General features: G+C 63.5%; 18 protein-coding genes and 1 pseudogene. 11 read left to right on the plus strand and 8 right to left on the minus strand.

Annotated elements, in window-relative coordinates; all coding sequences use genetic code 11:
* The first annotated feature begins 524 nt into the window (after window positions 1-524).
* The 5 genes and pseudogenes from M727_RS36340 to M727_RS0112700 all read left to right on the plus strand — a co-directional run bounded on the left by M727_RS36340 (window position 525) and on the right by M727_RS0112700 (window position 7,228).
* A pseudogene (locus M727_RS36340) lies at window positions 525-952 on the plus strand (CBS domain-containing protein).
* 300 nt (window positions 953-1,252) lie between these two features.
* Window positions 1,253-2,413, plus strand: a complete 1,161-nt coding sequence (locus M727_RS0112685) for an efflux RND transporter periplasmic adaptor subunit (RefSeq protein WP_027152997.1) — start codon at window positions 1,253-1,255, stop codon at window positions 2,411-2,413.
* Entirely contained in the window at window positions 2,413-5,544 is a 3,132-nt protein-coding gene (locus tag M727_RS0112690; RefSeq protein WP_027152998.1) for an efflux RND transporter permease subunit, read from the plus strand. Before M727_RS0112685 ends, M727_RS0112690 begins: the two co-directional genes overlap by 1 nt.
* A 347-nt stretch (window positions 5,545-5,891) precedes the next feature.
* Window positions 5,892-6,707, plus strand: a complete 816-nt coding sequence (locus M727_RS0112695) for an SDR family oxidoreductase (RefSeq protein WP_027152999.1) — start codon at window positions 5,892-5,894, stop codon at window positions 6,705-6,707.
* A 26-nt stretch (window positions 6,708-6,733) separates the two neighbouring features.
* Entirely contained in the window at window positions 6,734-7,228 is a 495-nt protein-coding gene (locus M727_RS0112700) for a MaoC family dehydratase (RefSeq protein ID WP_280944161.1), read from the plus strand.
* A gap of 5 nt (window positions 7,229-7,233) precedes the next feature.
* Here the strand turns inward: M727_RS0112700 and M727_RS0112705 are convergent, their stop codons facing one another.
* Complete coding sequence (locus M727_RS0112705) at window positions 7,234-7,929, minus strand: hypothetical protein (RefSeq protein ID WP_156941526.1); 696 nt, start codon at window positions 7,927-7,929, stop codon at window positions 7,234-7,236.
* 212 nt (window positions 7,930-8,141) lie between these two features.
* On the opposite strand from M727_RS0112705, the gene M727_RS0112710 reads away from it, so the two are divergent.
* Window positions 8,142-8,786, plus strand: a complete 645-nt coding sequence (locus M727_RS0112710; RefSeq protein WP_027153002.1) for a TetR/AcrR family transcriptional regulator — start codon at window positions 8,142-8,144, stop codon at window positions 8,784-8,786.
* Between the two features lie 246 nt (window positions 8,787-9,032).
* Complete coding sequence (locus tag M727_RS0112715) at window positions 9,033-9,278, plus strand: DUF680 domain-containing protein (RefSeq protein WP_027153003.1); 246 nt, start codon at window positions 9,033-9,035, stop codon at window positions 9,276-9,278.
* A gap of 83 nt (window positions 9,279-9,361) precedes the next feature.
* Here the strand turns inward: M727_RS0112715 and M727_RS0112720 are convergent, their stop codons facing one another.
* The 5 genes from M727_RS0112720 to M727_RS0112740 all read right to left on the minus strand — a co-directional run bounded on the left by M727_RS0112720 (window position 9,362) and on the right by M727_RS0112740 (window position 14,857).
* A complete protein-coding gene (locus M727_RS0112720) occupies window positions 9,362-9,592 on the minus strand; it encodes a hypothetical protein (RefSeq protein WP_023797528.1) in 231 nt (76 codons plus the stop codon).
* Between the two features lie 50 nt (window positions 9,593-9,642).
* Window positions 9,643-10,224 carry a sarcosine oxidase subunit gamma gene (locus M727_RS0112725; protein ID WP_027153004.1) on the minus strand — a complete coding sequence of 194 codons (582 nt, stop codon included), beginning with the start codon at window positions 10,222-10,224 and terminating at the stop codon, window positions 9,643-9,645.
* Window positions 10,217-13,225, minus strand: coding sequence for a sarcosine oxidase subunit alpha (locus M727_RS0112730; protein WP_027153005.1), 3,009 nt, complete (start codon window positions 13,223-13,225; stop codon window positions 10,217-10,219). Before M727_RS0112730 ends, M727_RS0112725 begins: the two co-directional genes overlap by 8 nt.
* Window positions 13,222-13,518 carry a sarcosine oxidase subunit delta gene (locus tag M727_RS0112735; RefSeq protein ID WP_023797525.1) on the minus strand — a complete coding sequence of 99 codons (297 nt, stop codon included), beginning with the start codon at window positions 13,516-13,518 and terminating at the stop codon, window positions 13,222-13,224. The genes M727_RS0112730 and M727_RS0112735 overlap by 4 nt, the downstream gene beginning before the upstream one ends.
* An 85-nt stretch (window positions 13,519-13,603) precedes the next feature.
* On the minus strand, window positions 13,604-14,857 hold the full coding sequence (locus M727_RS0112740) for a sarcosine oxidase subunit beta (protein ID WP_027153006.1): 1,254 nt from the start codon (window positions 14,855-14,857) through the stop codon (window positions 13,604-13,606).
* Between the two features lie 261 nt (window positions 14,858-15,118).
* Between M727_RS0112740 and M727_RS0112745 the strand changes: the two genes are divergently transcribed.
* A complete protein-coding gene (locus tag M727_RS0112745; RefSeq protein ID WP_027153007.1) occupies window positions 15,119-15,877 on the plus strand; it encodes an SDR family oxidoreductase in 759 nt (252 codons plus the stop codon).
* Between the two features lie 83 nt (window positions 15,878-15,960).
* The gene (locus tag M727_RS0112750) at window positions 15,961-16,347 is read left to right on the plus strand and encodes an SET domain-containing protein-lysine N-methyltransferase (RefSeq protein ID WP_027153008.1); all 387 of its coding nucleotides are present in this window, start codon (window positions 15,961-15,963) and stop codon (window positions 16,345-16,347) included.
* A gap of 61 nt (window positions 16,348-16,408) precedes the next feature.
* Here M727_RS0112750 and M727_RS0112755 read toward each other — a convergent pair whose 3' ends face one another.
* Together M727_RS0112755 and M727_RS0112760 are read right to left on the minus strand one after the other, a co-directional pair.
* Entirely contained in the window at window positions 16,409-16,852 is a 444-nt protein-coding gene (locus M727_RS0112755; protein ID WP_051505608.1) for a DUF6766 family protein, read from the minus strand.
* Window positions 16,839-17,348, minus strand: coding sequence for a DUF892 family protein (locus tag M727_RS0112760; protein WP_027153010.1), 510 nt, complete (start codon window positions 17,346-17,348; stop codon window positions 16,839-16,841). Before M727_RS0112760 ends, M727_RS0112755 begins: the two co-directional genes overlap by 14 nt.
* A 409-nt stretch (window positions 17,349-17,757) precedes the next feature.
* On the opposite strand from M727_RS0112760, the gene rpsU reads away from it, so the two are divergent.
* A complete protein-coding gene (gene rpsU, locus M727_RS0112765; protein ID WP_023675331.1) occupies window positions 17,758-18,030 on the plus strand; it encodes a 30S ribosomal protein S21 in 273 nt (90 codons plus the stop codon).
* A 153-nt stretch (window positions 18,031-18,183) separates the two neighbouring features.
* The gene (locus tag M727_RS0112770) at window positions 18,184-19,029 is read left to right on the plus strand and encodes a tetratricopeptide repeat protein (protein WP_027153011.1); all 846 of its coding nucleotides are present in this window, start codon (window positions 18,184-18,186) and stop codon (window positions 19,027-19,029) included.
* Window positions 19,030-19,131 lie beyond the last annotated feature (102 nt).

The raw sequence follows: 19,131 nt of genomic DNA on the forward strand, positions 1-19,131 counted from the left end.
ATCTAGAAGCGAACTTCTTCGTCGCCAGCGGCGCGCCGCCCTCGTTGGTGAGGCGTATATAGTCGGCGCCCATCCAAAGTGTCAACAACCATTTCAATCTTTTTTGCGGAGAACTGTTACGCTTTTGGCGTCTCAGTTCAGGGGCGCGCTAGGCCATGTCTTAGGTGCGATTTGTTACCTAAGTCTCCGCGCGGGACCCAGCGGAAGAACCGTCTCCAGTCCTTTCATCCTATATGGGAACAAAACGGGAAGCTTCAAGGGTCACGCCGCCCATGTCCGGTCTGCAAGGCGGTATTCACGGCAAACGGGACCGGAGCCCGATGGTTCCGGCAGATATCTATGGCGGCGCGGCCAAACGGCTGGAACCATTCGGCCCGGCTGTTAGTTCCATCAGCGAAAAACGAGGCCGCCGAGCGAGCGTCGCAGCGCGACAGGCCTGAGACTCTCAACACGTCTTCCAGACCAATCTCGCTCGACGACTGCCGGCGCCGGTGCCGTTCTGCGCGCGAACAGGGAGATTCACCATGAAAGTCGCTGAGATAATGACCCCCAACGTTCATCTCGCCAGTCCTGGCGAGTCGCTGCAGAAAATCGCGAAACGCATGGCGGTTGACGATGTCGGATTCCTGCCAGTCGGAGAAAACGACCGAATCGTCGGAACGATCACCGACCGTGACATCGTCGTGCGTGCGGTCGCCGAAGGCAAGGACGTAATGCCACGGTCCGCGACGTGATGACCAAGGATGTCAAATACTGCTTCGAGGACGAAGATATCGAGCACGTCGCCCAGAATATGGGTGACATCCAGGTCAGGCGGTTGCCTGTCCTCAATCGCGACAAGCGCCTGGTGGGCGTGGTCTCGCTCGCGGACGCGGCGCTGAAGGAAGATCCGGCAACCGCCGGAATCGCGATGTCCGGTGTCGTCGTACCCGGCGGCGCACACGCGACGTAAAAAAAAACCGCCGGCACGCAGACGGGATCCGATGGACGACCTGCCGAGCGGCGCCGTCGGCATGGCCCTGAGGAGGCGATCGAAACGGCGAGCGCATCTGGTGATCTCTGCCGCCCACGCCGATCGGCCAGTGAGCCAGCCGGGGCCCTTACCAACGTTACACCGATTTAATGTGCAAGCGAGCGGGAGAATTGCCATAAAGCTTTGATATCGACGGGCCATCCCCTGTGGTCGGAGGGTGTCGTCGCGTCTACTTCAGCTTGGGAAGCGTAGACGGGATCTTTGCCAACCGGAGTGCCGATGGCCGCCTGGAAACAGTTCGTTTTTGCACTTGTGATCCTCGTCGCGGCCGCGGCCGCCTGGGTTCGCTTTTTTCCAGGCGCGCCGGATGTGCTGGCGCGCTGGGGCATCGACTGGGCTGATGCCGCGACGCCTCCGACAGTGACGAGCGCCGTCGACAACACCGGGCAAGCGGGCAGCGGCAACGGCGCCCGCCAGTCGGTGACTATCGTCGCATTGCCGGCGGCCACGGCCGTCATCAACGATCGCCTGCGGGCGATCGGCACCGGCCGCGCCAACGCCTCGGTGACGGTCAATCCCTACAGTTCAGGCCGCCTGGTCGAATTTCTGGTCGAGTCCGGCGCCCATGTCGAAAAAGGACAGATCATTGCCACCCTCGATTCCGACACCGAGGTGATCGCACAGGACCGCGCAAAAGTTGCCTTGCAGGACGCGCAGGCCAAGCTCGACCGGGTCAAATCGCTGCGGGCTTCCAACGCTGCGACGGCGGTCGCCGTTGCCGATGCCGAAGTGGTGCTGGCCAATGCCAAGCTGGCGCTTCGCGATGCGGAACTGGCCTTGCAGCGCCGCTCGATCGTCGCGCCGATCGCCGGCGTCGTTGGCATCCTGCCGATATCAGCCGGCAATTATGTGACCAGCCAGTCGGCGGTCGCCACCCTCGACGACCGCTCCAGCATACTGGTCGAATTCTGGGTGCCGGAACGCTTCGCCGCCGCCGTCAAGGTCGGCGCGCAATTGTCGGCGACGCCAATTGCCAACCCCAACAAAGCCTATTCCGGCACGGTCTCCGCCATCGACAACCACATCGATGAAGCCAGTCGTACCCTTCTGGTCAAGGCAAAGATCGCCAATCCGGCCGATTCGCTGCGTGCCGGCATGTCCTTCCAGATCACCATGAAGTTCCCCGGCGACAGCTTTCCCGCGGTCAGTCCGCTGGCGATACAATGGGGTTCGGACGGCGCCTATATCTGGGCCATCGTGGACGGCAAGGCCAAGCGGGTTGCGGTGCGCATCATCCAGCGCAACACTGAGACCGTGCTGATCGATGCCCCGATCGTCAGCGGCGACATGGTGGTGACCGAAGGCACCCAGAGCGTCAGCGAAGGCGGCGAGGTCCGCATCGCCGGCGAACAACAGCGCGCCGCGGACGCCGACGGCTGATGACCGCCACCAACAACGCAGCCAGCGACACAGGTTTCACTGCGCTGTTCATCCGCAGGCCGGTGATGGCCTTCGTATTGAACACGCTGATCGCGGTCGCCGGCCTTGCTGCCTTTTACGGTGTCGAAATCCGCGAACTGCCGGATGTCGATCGCGCCGTCGTCACCGTCAACACGACCTTTGAAGGCGCTGCGGCCGAGACTGTCGACCGCGAATTGACCGACGTGATTGAGGGCGCAGTCGCCCGCGTCTCTGGTGTGAAGTCGATCTCGTCCACCTCGTCCTTCGGCACAAGCCGCGTCACCATCGAATTCAACGACGGCGTCGACCTCGACGTCGCCGCCTCCGATGTGCGCGATGGCGTCGGCCGCGTCGCCGACCAGATGCCGGACACGGCGGATGCGCCTCGCATCGTCAAGGCCGATGCCAATTCCGAGCCGGTGATGCGGCTGGCTGTCACCTCCGACACCATGTCGGTGCAGGACATGACGGTGCTGGTCCAGGACCAGATCGAGGACGAGCTTGCCGCTGTGCCTGGCGTAGCCGACGTCCAGGTCTATGGCGACCGCGACAAGATATTTCGCATCGATGTTGATCAGAACAAGCTCGCCGGCCTGGGCTTCACCGTCGCCGACCTGAGGACAGCGCTGGCCTCGGTCGCTTTCGATTCGCCTGCCGGCTCGATCACCACGACCAACCAGGATCTAATCGTGCGGCCGACGGCGGACGTGACCACGCCGGAGGAGTTCGAAAACATCATCATCGGCGGGACGACCCGCATCCGCGACGTTGCCACCGTCACGCTCGGCCCCGACATCGGTCAGACCACATTGCGTTCGAACGGCAAGACCGGCATCGGTCTCGGCATCATCCGCCAGGCGGAATCGAACACGCTGGATATTTCGACCGGCGTCAGGGCCGCCGTCGCCGCGCTGCAGGCGGATCTGCCTCAGGGCATGTCGATCAAGGTCACCAGCGACGATGCGGTCTTCGTCAACGGCGCGGTGCATGAGGTCGAGATCGCACTCGGCCTGTCCGTCTCCATTGTGCTGATCGTCATCTATGCGTTTCTCCTCGACTGGCGCGCGACGCTCATTCCCGGGCTTGCGATGCCGGTCGCCATGATCGGGACAATCGCCGCCATCTATCTTGCCGGCTTCTCGGTCAACATATTGACGCTGCTCGCCCTGGTGCTGGCGACGGGCCTGGTCGTCGACGACGCCATCGTTGTTCTGGAAAACATCGTGCGACGACGCAACGAAGGCATGGGGCCACGCGCCGCAGCCGTGCTTGGCGCTCAGGAAGTGTTCTTCGCCGTCATCGCCACGACGCTGACGCTGGTCGCCGTCTTCGTGCCGATCTCCTTCCTGCCCGGCCAGACCGGCGGCCTGTTCCGCGAATTCGGCTTCGTTCTCGCCATATCGGTGCTTCTGTCCGCCGTCGTGGCGTTAACCCTTTGTCCGATGCTTGCCTCGCGCATGCTGTCGGTTGCCCCGCTTCACCCCGAAGGCGGCAGCGGCATCGGTGCCCGCATCGGCCGCGCACTGAACACGCTCTACCGGCGCTGTCTGCGCATCTGCCTCGACGCGCCGTGGATCGTGCTTCTGGTCGCGCTGCTGTTTGCAGCCACCGCCTTCACGCTGTTTGGCACGATCCGCCAGGAACTGACGCCGACCGAGGACCGTGCCATCGTGCTCATGCGCGTCGACGCGCCGCAAGGCGTTAGCCTCGACTACACGACGCAGCAGATGCAGAAGATCGAAAAACTGATCCAGCCGCTGCGCGATTCCGGCGAAATCCGCAACACCTTCGAGAGCGCCGGCCGCAACGGCGCCTACAACGCCGGCTTCATGGTGATGACACTGGCGCCATGGGACGAGCGCACCCGCAGCCAGCAGCAGATCATGGCCGACATCAGACGGCTCACCCGGCAGGTGCCGAGCGTGCGCGTCTTTCCGATGCAGCCCAACAGCCTCGGGATTCGCGGCGCCGGCAACGGCCTGCAGTTCGCGCTGGTCGGCAACAACCGTGCGGCGCTCGGCGACGCTGCGGTGAAGATCATCGCCGAGATGCAGAAGGACGCCCGCTTCCAGTCGCCCCGGCTCTCCGTCGACCCGACGCAGCCCCAGCTTTCCGTAGCCATCGACCGCGAGCGTGCGTCCGACCTCGGTATCGACATCACCGGGCTTGCCGATACCTTCCAGGCCATGCTCGACGGCAATGATGTCGTCGACGTCTATATCGCCGACCGCAGCTACGGGGTGAAAATCGTCTCGACGACCAACCCGATCAACGACCCGACCGATCTGGAGAACATCTTCCTGAAGACGGCCGACGGCCGCTTCGTGCCGATGTCGACCATCGCCACTTTGACCGAGCGCGCCGTGCCGCCCTCGCTGACCCGCGAGCAGCAGCAGCCGTCGGTGGCGATTACCTCCAACCTCAGCGGTGATTTCGCGCTCGGCCAGGCGCTCACCCGCGCCGAGGCAATCGCCACGCCGCTTCTGCCGCCGGGCAGCCGCATCGTTCCGTTGGCCGAGGCGGCGACGCTGGGCGAGACCAACAGCGCCATGATCACCATCTTCGGTTTCTCGCTGGTCATCATCTTGCTGGTGCTCGCCGCCCAGTTCGAGAGCTTCGTCAGCGCGGTCATCATCATGGCGACGGTGCCACTCGGCCTTGCCTGCGCGATCTTTGCCCTTTTGCTCAGCGGCACCAGCCTCAACGCCTACAGCCAGATCGGCCTGGTGCTCCTGGTCGGCGTCATGGCCAAGAACGGCATCCTGATCGTCGAGTTCGCCAATCAGTTGCGCGACCGCGGGCTCGGCGTGCGCGAGGCGATCGAGCAGGCCTCCACCATCCGGCTGCGGCCGGTGATGATGACGATGATCTGCACCGTGCTCGGTGGCGTGCCGCTGGTGCTGGCGAGCGGCGCCGGCGCCGAGGCGCGCATCGCGCTCGGCTGGGTGATCGTCGGCGGTCTGGGTCTGGCCACCGTCTCGACGCTGTTCCTGACGCCGGTCGCCTATCTCCTGCTCGGCCGCTTCGTCACGCCGAAGGTGGAAGAGGCATCACGGTTGAAGCGCGAGCTCGAACAAGCCGCCTACACCAATGTCGAGCCGGCTGAGTAGGCAGGACAATCGCTTCAGCTTAGGCCGGTGGCCGCTCAAGCCGAGCGTTTGCGCTGCCCCTCACCTGCCTGCCGGCCCCTCTCCCGTATAGGGACGGGGAGAGGGGCGCTCTCGTCACCGATTTCGCCAATCACCGGCGTTGCAAGAAGGGCGCCGGCGTTGCGGTCATCTCCTTCTCCCCGTCACTATACGGGGAGGAGTGCCCGGCGGGGCGACGAGGGGCAGCGCCGACTTCAACAAGTTGATCTCCAATACAAATTGGGCACTATCATTTGCCTGAAGAGATTTGCGGCCCTGACCATGGCAGCCTTTTGCTGGGCGAGGCACGGGCGCGCGGAGGAATTGCAATGAGCTATCTGGACGAGCTGTTTTCGGTGGCCGGCAAGACCGCGCTGGTGACCGGGGCTGCGACCGGCATCGGCCGCATGGCGGCGACCGCTTTGGTCAGAGCCGGCGCCACTGTGATGATCGCCTCGCGCAAGGGCGAGGACTGCGTCAGGGTTGCCGGCGAACTGAACGCCCTCGGCGGCACCGGCCGGGCCGAAGGCTTTGCCGGCGATGTCTCCAGCGAAGCTGGCATCGCGGCGCTGGTCGACGAGGTCAAGGCGCGGACCGAGCGGCTGAACATCCTGGTCAACAATGCCGGTGTCTCCTGGGGCGCGCCGCTGGAAAGTTTTCCCTACCATGCCTGGGCCAGGGTGTTCGGCGTCAACGTCACGGCCGTCTTCCACCTGACGCGCGAGCTTCTTCCGCTGCTCGACGCCGCCGCCAGCGATGCCGATCCGGCCCGGGTGATCAATCTGGGTTCGGTGATGGGCACGCAGCCGCTGGCCGACGACGCTTACTCCTACTCTGCCTCGAAGGCTGCTGTTCATCATCTGACGCGCACCTTGGCGATCGAGTTCGCCGCCCGCCGTATCACCGTCAATGCCTTCGCCCCCGGTCCCTTCCAGAGCCGGATGACTGCCTTCGCCACCGCCACCGAGGACCAGGCCAAGCATATCGGCGGCCATGTTCCGCTTCGTCGCATCGGCGCGCCGGATGACATTGCCGGCGCAACGCTCTATTTGTGCAGCCGTGCCGGCAGCTATATCACCGGCGCCATCCTGCCGATCGATGGCGGACAGTCGGTGCAGCATGGGCTGACACTGTTCAAGGAATGAAGCCGCTCGCGCTCCGGACGGTTGAAATGGAGGACATCAGCGTGGAACCGATCAGTCTCGATGTGCTTCTGGCCAGCGTCGGCAAGGAGGTCGGCGTGTCGCCGTGGCGGGTGGTCTCGCAGCGCATGATCGACCAGTTCGCCGACGCCACCGACGACCACCAGTTCATCCATTGCGACCCGGAACGCGCCAAGTGCGAGACGCCGTTCGGCGGCACCATCGCGCATGGTTTTCTGTCGCTTTCGCTTTTATCGGCGATGACCTTCGAGACCATGCCGCCGCTCGAAAACAGCAAGATGGGCGTCAACCATGGTTTTGATTCGCTGCGCTTCCTGGCGCCGGTGAAGACCGGCGCGCGCATCCGCACCCGTTTCGTGCTGGCCGACGTCAAGGTCAGGCCGTCGGGCTGGGTGCAGACCGCGCATGACGTGACGATCGAGATCGAGGGCTCGAAAAAGCCGGCGCTGACCGCGCGCTGGCTGACGCTGACATTGATCGAGCGCCAGCCAGAAGCGGCCTGAACGGCTCAACGAACCTCGCCAGAGATGATCTTCATGTGCCGGCCGACCTGCAGGGCAATGTAGACGACCAGAGAGCAACCGATCGGGAACACGATCTCGTTGAGGCCGGTTGTGATCGCCCGCGGCAATTCAAGGGCAACGCCGTTCGCCGCGGCCGTCTCAATCGTCAGCACCGTGATTCCGCCGCCGAACACCGCGCCTATCGCGGTGCCTGCCAGCGCAAAATGGAGCGGACGGGGTTTTTCGTTCGACGCCAGCGAGGCCAGGATCCAGCCGAGCAGGCCATATTCGATCGCCCGCAGCACGCCCAGCGTGGTGAGCGAGAGGGTGGCCGGTTTTGTGGCCGCATCAAGAGCAGTTACCATGACCTTTTGCGACCCCTTGGCGATGGCCATCGCCAGTGGTGCCGAGATTGCAGCGATCAGGCCGCCGAGCGAGGCTCGTACCCTGGCGATCGACGTGCCGAGGCTGAGACCGGCGCAGACGAAGAACGCCCACGTCACGCCTTGCGCCAATTCGATCAGGATCAGGGTGGTAGCCGGGTGAGAACCCGCTGCAAGCCTGCCAGCCAGAGTAAGCGCCTCCATGGCGAATCCGAGCGCGATCGCCAACCATGCAACCATGACCACCCGCCTGAGGGCCAGCATGGCATCGTGAGAAAGTGGATCTGCGTTTGGCGCAACGGACGAAAGCTCGGTCATGGTCATCTCGGCCCTAGCAACAAAATCTCTTGGCCGGGCCGCAGCTAACCTCTGGTTGTAACAGTCCGATGCCGCGTCGTTTCTGCCCTGTAACACTGTGATCGATGTTTGGGCGAAAATGGCTGAGAAGGACGCCGATTTTTGACCGCGCCTTGTCCGATTCCGTACAGCGTATATAATTTAGCCAGCCACAAACAGAAGGCAGGCGAAAATTGCCGCTTAGCGTCCAGACACGCCGCGAGAAACAAAAGGCCGAACTGCGCTCCGAACTTGTCGACGCCGCGCACAAGCTCGTCCAGGAAGAAGGCTATGAAGGCCTCACCATCCGCAAGCTGGCCAAGCGTGTCGGCTATGCGCCGATGTCGGTCTATTCCTATTTTGCCGACAAGCAGGACATCTTGTTCGCGTTGGCCGAGGACGCGTTCAAGACTCTGGCAAAGCGTATCGAGGATCACCCGGCCGACGATCCGATCGAGGCGCTGCAAGTGGTGATGACCGAATATGCGGCCTTCGGCCTTGGCAACCCCAACGAGTATCGCACGATATTCATGACCGAGAAGGTCAAGGCCCCGGAAGGCAGGACCTTCGCCGAGATGCAGGAGGGCAACCCGTTGATGAAGGTGCTGATCAAGAGGGTTGAAGCCTGCGTGGCCGCCGGCAAGCTGAAGGGCGATCCGCGCGCCATCGCCACCATGCTGTGGGCGGTCGGCCACGGCACGATCTCGCTGCTGATCACCTTTCCCTTCTATCCGTTCGGCGACCAGCAGGCGTTCGTCAAGCGGATGTGCGACTTCACGCTTGCCGCGCTGGCCACGCAGGACGTGCCGCCGCTGACCGAGACGCCGGTCAACTGCTGAAGGGTTTTTGTTCGGTTTCGGATAGCTAATAGGCAAGCGAGACAGGGCCAAGGCCTGGGGAATCAATCTATGCGTGTAGGACCCTGGTGGCTGGGATCGCGACCCGGCGGGCTACCGCCACGCTCGCTGTCAATAAATTTCGTACATGTACAATTTCCAACTTGAACTTCATATTCTCCGGCCGTATATGTACGCTATGTCGTACATGTACAAAAGTATTTCAGCCATCCAGCCCGGAGACAGACAATGAAAAAGACAACCCTCACCCTCGCGGCACTGCTTGCTTTCTCGGGCGCTGCCTTCGCCGGCCAGAGTCAGCTCGGCAAACAGGCGCCAGCCGCGGCTTGCGCCGACACCAGCATCAAGCTCGATTGCGGCGCGACCGGATCGGTCGAGAAGGCAGGCGCGGCCACCCACAAGGGCTCAACGGAAAGCAAGGACCCGCGGCTCGGCATCGACATCGACCCGTGGATCGTGCCCAGCACATTCTGACGTTCGAAACAAAAGCGACGACAGGAAATCCTGACCGCCTGCTCTCGTGGCCGGCGACGCGGCTCGCTGGAGCCTGATGGATGTTATTTCCTGCGCTTCTTCATTCCGGCCACGATCTTGGCCTTGCCAGGTCTTGCAGGTGCGCCGGGAATCGAAGTCCCGGTGATCGACACCGGATCGCTGGCCGGAAACGTGTCCTCGAGCCCTTCCTCGAGTTCCTCTTCAATGTTTGGTTCTTTGTGCTGCTCGTGTTCGAACGAGCGCACGGCCGGCGTCTTCTGAGCCGCTGGATTCGGCGCGGATTTCGACGGCATCGACATTCTCCCCGACTTGCTCCGGCAAACGGTCGAGCCCAGCGAATATCCTAAGCCGCTGCGTCGCCGGCCGCCTCCGACAGGAAAGTAAAGACATAATCGGAAAAAGAGCGCCAGCATTCAACCCGGAACGCGTCGGTTGCGGTGCGCAACAGCACGATCTCGGCCTTGCCCAGGATGGTGCGCGAGGCCGCGCCCACCGGAAAGACGTCCAGCGACAGATCCTGCGGACAGCCTGAATTGATCGTCGCCGCCGCCGCTGGGCCGATGACCGAGATGGCGACGTTGCGATGCGAGATGCCGACCGCCGAATGCAGCACTGTGACCTCGGCGCAATCGGCGAGCGGGTCTTTTCCCATCTCGTCGATGACCAGCCATTCGTCTGGCCCAAGCCACAATGCCGTGCGCCCGGCCTTTGCCGCCGAGGTTTTGGGCTTCCGCGGCAGCTCCACGCCAAGCGCCTTCGAAAGCGCCGCGACCGAGGCGTCCGGCGCGCGCAGCGAAATACGCTGCGCCGGCGGCAGCACAGCAAGCGTAACGCCGGTTACGGAAAGCTCCTGACCGGCAAGAGCCGGCCGGCGTTCGACCGACGGTGCAGCGGCGGCAGATTCCTTCGCGGCAGCCTTAGCCATTGAGGCGCTCCCCCTTGTCGTCAAAGAACACCATGCCGGTGACCTCCACCTCGATCGTCGCATCGGGCATCGGCACGTAGAGCGTCTCGCCCATCCGGTCGCGGCCGCCGGCAACCAGGGCCAGCGCAATCGAGCGGCCGCAATTTTCCGACCAGTAGCTCGAGGTGACATGGCCAATCATCGTCATCGGGATCGCCTGCTTCGGATCGCCGACGATCTGCGCGCCTTCTTCCAGCACCACTTTTGGGTCTTTGGTCTTCAGGCCGACAAGCTGCTTGCGGCCCTTGGCGACCAGGTCGGGCCGAGCCATGCCCCTGATACCGACGAAATCGGTCTTCTTCTTGCCGACCGCCCAGTCGAGCCCGGCATCGTTTGGCGTCACCGTACCGTCGGTGTCCTGGCCGACGATGATGTAACCCTTTTCGGCACGCAGCACGTGCATCGCTTCGGTGCCATAGGCACAGGCGCCGTGCTTCTGGCCCTCGGCCCACAGCGCTTCCCAGACGGCCTGGCCGTGGTCGGCCGGCACGTTGACCTCGAAGCCGCGCTCGCCGGTGAACGACATGCGGCACAGCCTTGTCGGCACGCCGCAGATCCTGCCCTCGCGCACCGACATATGCGGCAGCGCCCCGTCCGACATGTCGATGCCCTCGACCAGCGGCGCGATGATCTCCCGAGACTTCGGCCCCTGCACGGCGATCACCGCCCACTGCTCGGTGGTCGAGATCAGCCAGACGTTGAGATGCGGAAACTCGGTCTGGAGGTAATCCTCCATATGGTTCATGACGCGCGGCGCACCGCCCGTCGTCGTCGTCACGTGGAAACGGTCGGCTGCAAGCCTGCCAACGACACCGTCGTCATAGATGAAACCATCCTCGCGCAGCATGATGCCATAGCGGCAGCGGCCGGGCTCCAGTTTCTCCCACGGATTGGTATAGAGCAACTCCATGAACTTCGCCGCATCCGGCCCGACCACCTCGATCTTGCCCAGCGTCGAGGCGTCGAACAGGCCGGCCGTCTTGCGCACCGTGACACACTCGCGATCGACCGCGGCGTGCATGTCCTCGCCAGCTTTGGGAAAATACCAGGCGCGCTTCCATTGGCCGACATCCTCGAACACCGCACCTTGAGCCTCGGCCCACGGATGGATCGCCGTCTTGCGGGTCGGGTCGAAGAGCGGACCCCGCGCGTGCCCGACGATCGAACCGAAGGTCACCGGCGTGTAAGGCGCCCGGAACGTCGTCAGGCCGACTTGCGGGATCGGCTTGCCCAGCGTCTCGGCGGCGATCGCCAGGCCGTGCATGTTGGAGGTCTTGCCCTGGTCGGTCGCCATGCCGTTGGTGGTGAAGCGCTTGACGTGCTCGATCGAGCGCATGCCTTCATGCACCGCCTGGCGGATGTCCTTGGCGGTGACGTCGTTCTGGAAGTCGACGAAGGCTTTTACCGTCGTGTCCGGCCCGGCGCCGGGCGCCGCACCCAGCATGCCGCGCGACCAGCTCTCGCTGGCGTCGACCTTCGGCTTGGTACCCTTGACGATGTTGGCCCCGGCATTCTTGACGCCGGCATCCTTCGCCGCTTTGGCGCCCGCCGCATAGGCTTCGTCGATCGTCGCCGACAGCCCGTCCGTGCCGTTGCAGGCGCCGACCGACACGCAATCCTGCGCGTAGGTGCCGGGCACGAAACGCTTTGTCTCATCGTTGAAGGCGACCTTGCCGCGCGATTGCGAGAACAGATGCACCGACGGCGTCCAGCCGGCCGACATCAAGATGGCGTCGACCGGGATGGTGCGCTCGCCGCCGCCATTCTTCGGCTGCACGGTCATCGACGAGACGCGCAATTTGCCGCCGGCGCGGATCACCGCGCGGCCGAAATTGACCTCGATGCCGAGCGCCCTCGCCTCGTCGATCACCGATCCGGACGGGTTGTCACGCAGGTCGACTATCGCCGCCACGCCGACGCCGGCCTTCTTCAGGTCGATCGCCGCCGCATAGGCGGAATCATTGGCGGTATAGACGCCGACATTCCTGCCGACCGCGACGCCATAATGGTTAAGGTAGGTGCGCGCCGCCGACGCCAGCATGATGCCGGGCCGGTCGTTGTCGGCAAACACTATGTGCCGCTCGATGGCGCCGGTCGCCAGCACGACGCGCCTGGCCCGGACCTGCCACAGCCGCTCGCGCGGCAGCTCGCGATCGGGGTTCTGCAGATGGTCGCTGACGCGCTCGACCAGCCCGACGAAATTCTGCGCGTAATAGCCGAAGGCCGTGGTGCGGGACAGCACGCGGACATTGTCCATGGCCTTGAGCTTGGCGACTGCACCTTGCGCCCAGGCAAAACCATCCTGGCCGTCGATCCTGGCGCCACTCTCGAAATGCAGGCTGCCGCCGAAATCGGCCTGCTCGTCGGCAAGGATGACGCGCACGCCGGATTCGGCCGCGGCAAGTGCGGCGGCGATGCCGGCAGCACCGCCGCCCAGCACCAGCACGTCGCAATGGGCGAAACGCGCCGAATAGTGGTCGGGATCCGGCTGGTCGGGAGCGACGCCAAGCCCTGCCGCGGCCCTGATCTTGGGCTCGTAAAAGTTTTTCCAGGCGGACTTCGGCCACATGAAGGTCTTGTAGTAAAAGCCCGCCGAAAGCAGCGGCGAGGCGATGTCGCCGAGCGCGCTGACGTCGAAGGCGAGCGACGGCCAGCGGTTCTGCGACTGTGCCGTCAGCCCGTCATAGAGCTCCTGCACGGTGGCGCGGACATTTGGCGTCTTGCGCGCCGCGTCGCGCTTGATCTCAACCAGCGCGTTGGGCTCTTCCGCCCCGGCGGACAGGAAGCCGCGCGGCCGGTGATATTTGAACGAACGGCCGACCAGATGGACGCCGTTGGCGAGCAGCGCCGAGGCCAGCGTTTCGCCCTCGACGCCGGCATAGGACTGGCCGTCGAAGCTGAACCGAGCGGTCTCTGCCTGCTTGAGGCGCCCGGCGCCGGGAATGCGAAACGTCGCGATCATTCGGAGGCTCCCGGCAGCTTCGCCGGCTTGGGTTCGCCGGCCTTGTAGGTCATCAGGAACCTGTCGCTGACGGTGTCGCGCACGGCATTGAAGAACCGCGCGCAGCCATGCATGTGCCGCCAGCGCTCATAGATGATGCCTTTGGGATTCGAGCGGATGAAGAAGAACTTCTCGAAATCGTCGTCGCTTGTCGCGGCCATATCCGCCGAACGCGCGATATGCGCCTCGCCAGCGTTGCGGAATTCGAGTTCTGGACGCTCTTCCTCGCAATAGGGGCAGCGGATGAGAAGCATGGTTGTTCCTACAATTCGCCGTGGCCGACGCAGGCGCCGGCGGGTTGATCGCAAAGCCTCTTGTCCATGGCGACAGCGGCCATCATCAGTGTGCCACCGCCGCCGCCGCCGCCTCGTCGATCAGCCGGCCTGTGCGGAAGCGCTCGATGGTGAAGGGGGCGTTGATCGGGTGCGGATCGTCCCTGGCGATGGTGTGGGCAAAGACATGGCCCGAGCCCGGCGTCGCCTTGAAGCCGCCCGTGCCCCAGCCGCAATTGACATAGAGGCCGGGCACCGGCGTCTTGGCCAGGATCGGCGAACGGTCGGGCGTAACGTCGACGATGCCGCCCCACGAGCGCAGCATCTTCATGCGCGTGAACATCGGGAACATCTCGCAGATGGCGTCGAGCGTGTGCTGGAGGATGTGCAGGCCGCCGGTCTGCGAATAGGAGATATATTGGTCGGTGCCGGCGCCGATGACCAGTTCGCCCTTGTCGGACTGCGAGATATAGGCGTGCACCGTGTTCGACATCACCACGCAGGGGAAGACCGGCTTGACCGGCTCCGACACCAGCGCCTGCAGCGGATAGCTTTCCAGCGGCATGCGTACCCCGGCCATGCTCATGATGACCGACGAATGGCCGGCGGCAACGACGCCGACTTTTTTGGCGCCGATGAAGCCGCGCGTCGTCTCGACGCCCATGACCGCGCCGTTCGGCGCCCGCTTGACGCCGGTGACCTCGCAATTCTGGATGATGTGGACGCCGCGCGCCGAAGCGCCGCGCGCATAGCCCCAGGCGACGGCATCGTGACGCGCCGTGCCGCCGCGACGCTGCAGGGTCGCGCCCGTCACCGGATAGCGGGCATCGCGCGAAATGTTGAGCGGCGGGCAGAATTCCTTGGCGGCTTCCGGCGTCAGCCATTCATTGTCGATGCCGTTCAGACGATTGGCATGGACGTGGCGTTTCAAGACCTGGATGTCGTGGACATTGTGGGCCAGCATCATGACGCCGCGCGGCGAATACATGACGTTGTAGTTGAGCTCCTGGCTGAGCCCGTCCCACAGCTTCAGCGCGTGGTCGTAGATGCCGGCGCTCTCGTCATAGAGATAGTTGGAGCGGATGATGGTGGTGTTGCGGCCGGTATTGCCGCCGCCGAGCCAGCCCTTTTCCAGCACCGCGACATTGGTGATGCCGTGCACCGTGGCGAGATAATAGGCGGTGGCCAGGCCATGGCCGCCGGCGCCGACGATGATGACGTCGTACTCCTTCTTCGGCTCTGGCGAGGACCACTGTTCCTCCCAGCCCTTGTGGCCGCGCATGGCCTCGCGGGCGATGGCGAATACCGAGTATTTCTTCAACGTTCCAGCCTCGCAGATAGCGGCCGGACATCCAATCGAGCCCCGGCGCGCGAGGTGTATCACTAGCGAAACAGCGCTGCCACCCTTGCGCTGTTTGCGACGGCGCTTGCCGTTTTGCGCCACGGTCAAAAAGACCTGTCGAAGCAACGAGCCGAACGACGCATCCGGACGCCTTCAGGTATCGGGTGGCTCGCCTTGCCTCGATCTGCGACCAAGCATCCGATTGCCGGCGAAAAGCTGGCGCGAAAAAAGGATGCAAAAATGCTCGCACTCACCAACAAGATCGCCATCGTCACCGGCGCCAGTTCCGGCATCGGCCGCGCCACGGCAAAACTCTTTGCCGAGGAAGGCGCCAAGGTGGTCGTCGCTGCTCGTCGCCAGGCAGAGCTGAACGCGCTCGTCGCGGAAATCGAGGAAGCCGACGGCACGGCGATCGCCCTTGCCGGTGACGTCAGAGACGAGGCGCATGCCAAAGCCCTTGTCGACCTGGCAGTCGAGAAATTCGGCGGGCTGGATATCGCCTTCAACAACGCCGGCTCGGTCGGCAAGATGGGCCCGATTTCGGAGCTGTCGCTGGAGGGCTGGCGCGAGACGCTCGACACCAACCTGACCAGCGCATTCCTCGGCGCGAAATATCAGGTGCCGGCGATGGTCGACCGCGGCGGCGGATCGCTGATCTTCACCTCTACCTTTGTCGGCCATACCGTCGGCATGCCCGGCATGACCAGCTATGCCGCAAGCAAGGCCGGGCTGATCGGATTGACGCAGGTGCTTGCCGCCGAATATGGCGCCAAAGGCGTGCGGGTCAACGCGCTGCTGCCGGGCGGAACCGACACGCCTTCGGCAACGTTCAAGACACCTGAATCGCGAGCCTTCGTCGAAAACCTGCATGCCTTGAAGCGCGTCGCCGAGCCTGAGGAAATCGCCCGCTCGGCGCTCTATCTGGCTTCCGACGCATCGAGCTTCACCACCGGAACCGCGCTGTTTGCCGATGGCGGGGTCTCGATCAATCGGACGTGAGGCAATGTCGCAAAAGCGGTCTTGCTTTCCAGTGCGATTTGGCGATTTCTTCGGACACTTTTGTTCGAAGACGGGCCTAAAACATGCTGCTGATCAGGACCTACATCGCTGCTAGCGCAATCCAGGGCGTCGGCGTGTTCGCCGCCGAGCCGATCAAGAAGGGAGCGTCGATCTGGCGGCTCGATCCGGATTTCGACCGGCTGATCCCGATCGAAAAATATAGGATGGCGCCGCCGCAACTCAGGGAATTGCTCGACAGATATGCCTATCCAAGCCCGGACCGGCCCGGATTCATCGTCTATGAGGTCGACAATGGCCGCTTCATGAACCATTCCGAAAGGCCGAACACTGATTTTTCTCGGTATGGCGGGGCAACCGCGATCCGCGCCATAGCGGCGGGCGAGGAAATAACCTGCGACTACGGCGAGTTCTTCGAGGATTTCGAGCGGCTTCATTTGACCACGGCATAGAGGAAGCCCGCCGGCCCGAGCCGAAGTATGATCGGCTCCGAGCCACATTTCCAATCCCAGATCAGTTTCGGTGGGCGTGCGGCTGGTCGGTGTGGCGGCCTTCATACTGCAGGTCCAGCTCGCGAATCGCCTCTTTGCCCTTCTCCGGATCGACAAGCCTGAGAAGCGCGTCGATCTTGGCCTCCATACGGTCGGTACTCTCCTTCGATTGCGGCGATCCGACGAAGAGCAGGAACGCCAGGCCACCGACCTGCCAGAGCAGTTGCAGGAATTCCGACTGCCAGTTCTCAAGCGTGTCGCGGCTCATCTCGATCAGATAGCCGCCGAATTCGGGCGGTTGGCCAAGCGCTCGCTGCTCGTCGAGATAGGCGAACCAGCCGAAAACCCAGTGGCCGACAAGCGAGATGATGAAGAAGCCGAGGGTAATCCAGGCATAGCTGTAAGCCCGCCAGACCGAAGGTCGCTTCACGTTGCTCGCCGGCCTGCTGTCATCATCGCTTGGCATTGTCGCTGTCCGACGCCGAGCGAGCCAGGAACTGCTCCGTAGTCGCGGGCAGCTTGTTTTGCAGCCACTCGGCCATCGCCTCCTCTTCATGCAGATTTTGTTCGCAGGTCCGGGCGATCTCCGTTTCGCCGAGGGACTCGGCGGTTGCGATGAGGATCGTGTAGGATGCGATCTCCATGTGCTCGAAGGTGTAGCTCGCCAGTGAGCCTTTCACCACCTCGTCGCCGGCGAAGACGCCGCTTAGGGACTGCGCCATCGCCAGCAGCTTGCCGCCGGCGTCCTTCAGCGCGGATGTATCTTCGCCCAGTCTTTCCAGGCAGGTTCCGAGGCGCGCGGCGTGTCCCTTCGTCTCATCGAGGTGCAGCCTGATGCGCTCTCTGAGCTCGGGATAACTCTCCAGCCGATTGAGCTGGCCGTTCAGCATCGTTTCGGCCTGCTCCTCCATCGCATGCGCATCCTTGAGCCTTTGGACGAGCCATTCACGGGTGCCTGACATCGGTTTTCCCCTGTGCTTGCTTCGCCGCAACAACCATTGGGGAACGAGGTTGGTTCCTTCGTTGATAGAGCCGGGCGGAGCGTTTTGCCGGGATTGGGGCAGCAAGAATTTATCGGTGTCGGAGAAAACGCCAACGATTGCTCACCGGCGCGGAGAGCCCGCCCGAGCAGACGAATATGCTACCAGAGGTCGTAATTCCTTGCTTTGTGACGGCAGTTATGCTATTGGCTTGCGTATGGTGTGATTTGCGCCGACGACCCGCCGCTGAGGCGGGTTTTTCGTTTCGGCAGTGGACAGAGCGGCATGATTCTGCTATCAGCCGCCACAATTCGTGGTGTAGACCGCCGCGGAGGCAAGCGACTATGGCCACTTGCCTGTTGTTAACAAAACCCGAAAGACAGGATTGCCCGTGCAGGTACTCGTCCGCGACAACAATGTTGATCAGGCGCTTCGCGCGCTCAAGAAAAAGATGCAGCGCGAAGGCATCTTCCGCGAAATGAAGATGCGTGGACATTATGAGAAGCCCTCTGAGAAGCGCGCCCGCGAAAAGGCGGAAGCCGTTCGCCGCGCCCGCAAGCTGGCCCGCAAGCGCGCCCAGCGCGAAGGCCTGCTGCCGATGACGCCGCGCCCGGTGGCGGCTGGTGCCGCTGGTGCCGGCGCTCCGCGTCCGCCGCGGTTCTGACGCCAATTTTTCGTCCTTTTCGAAGGATACCCAAGGTGGCGCGATGCGAAATCGCCGCCACCTTTTTGTTTTGAATTCGACCAGCTCGCAGAGGGCCGGTTCGGAGAGGGAACAGACCTGACGGCGCGGGCGGGCAGTGAGGACAGAGCAGACATGAACGCAATTAGCGTGGAGCGCAGAACCGCAATGCGCGGCTTCGCCCTGACGGCAGCCCTGCTTTCTGGCTTGGCGATCGCCGGCTGCCAGACAGCCCCGACCGGTGAATTCACCAACATCGACAAGGCACAAGGGTCGGCCGAGAACATCTCCTCGCTGTCAGCCGTTATCCAGCGCAGTCCCCAGGATCCGGAAGGCTACAATGTGCGTGGCTCGGCCTATGGCCGCGGCGGCCAGTATCAGGCGGCGCTCAAGGACTTCAATACCGCCATCCAGCTCAATCCGAATTTCTACCAGGCCTATTCGAACCGCGCTCTCATCCAGCGATTCCTCGGCGATCAGGCGGCCGCGCTTTCCGACTACAACCGCTCGATCCAGATCAATCCCGACTATGACGCAGCCTATATCGGCCGCGGCAATCTCTACCGCAAAGCCAACCGCATCCAGGAAGCGTTCAACGATTTCCAGAAGGCGATCCAGCTCGACACGACAGACGCGCGCGCCTATCACAATCGCGGCCTGATCTATCAGAGCCAGGGCCAACACGCTTTCGCCATCGAGGATTTCTCGACAGCCATCTCGCTGGCGCCGGACGCCGCCGAACCCTACAATGGCCGCGGCCTCTCCTATCTCGCCATGAACGACGAGGACAACGCCTTCGCCGACATCAACATGGCGATCAAGCTCGACGGCAAGAATGCCGAGGCCTGGTCCAACCAGGCGCTGATCTACGAGCGGCGCGGCGACAAGGCCAAGGCGGCAAAAGCCTATCGCGAGGCCGTGCGCCTCAGCCCCACCTACCAGCCGGCCAAGGACGGCCTGGCGCGCACCAGCACCGGCTGACCGACGGCGGCGTTTCGGCCTGACATGGCAGGCCTGCCGTTTGGCATGGCTTCGAAACCTTCAACGACTGCCGCCTTGATCGCGCCAAGTTCTCGGCGGAAC

Origin of the sequence: Mesorhizobium sp. WSM2561 (assembly GCF_000513915.1) — a bacterium.
GTDB lineage: Bacteria > Pseudomonadota > Alphaproteobacteria > Rhizobiales > Rhizobiaceae > Mesorhizobium > Mesorhizobium muleiense.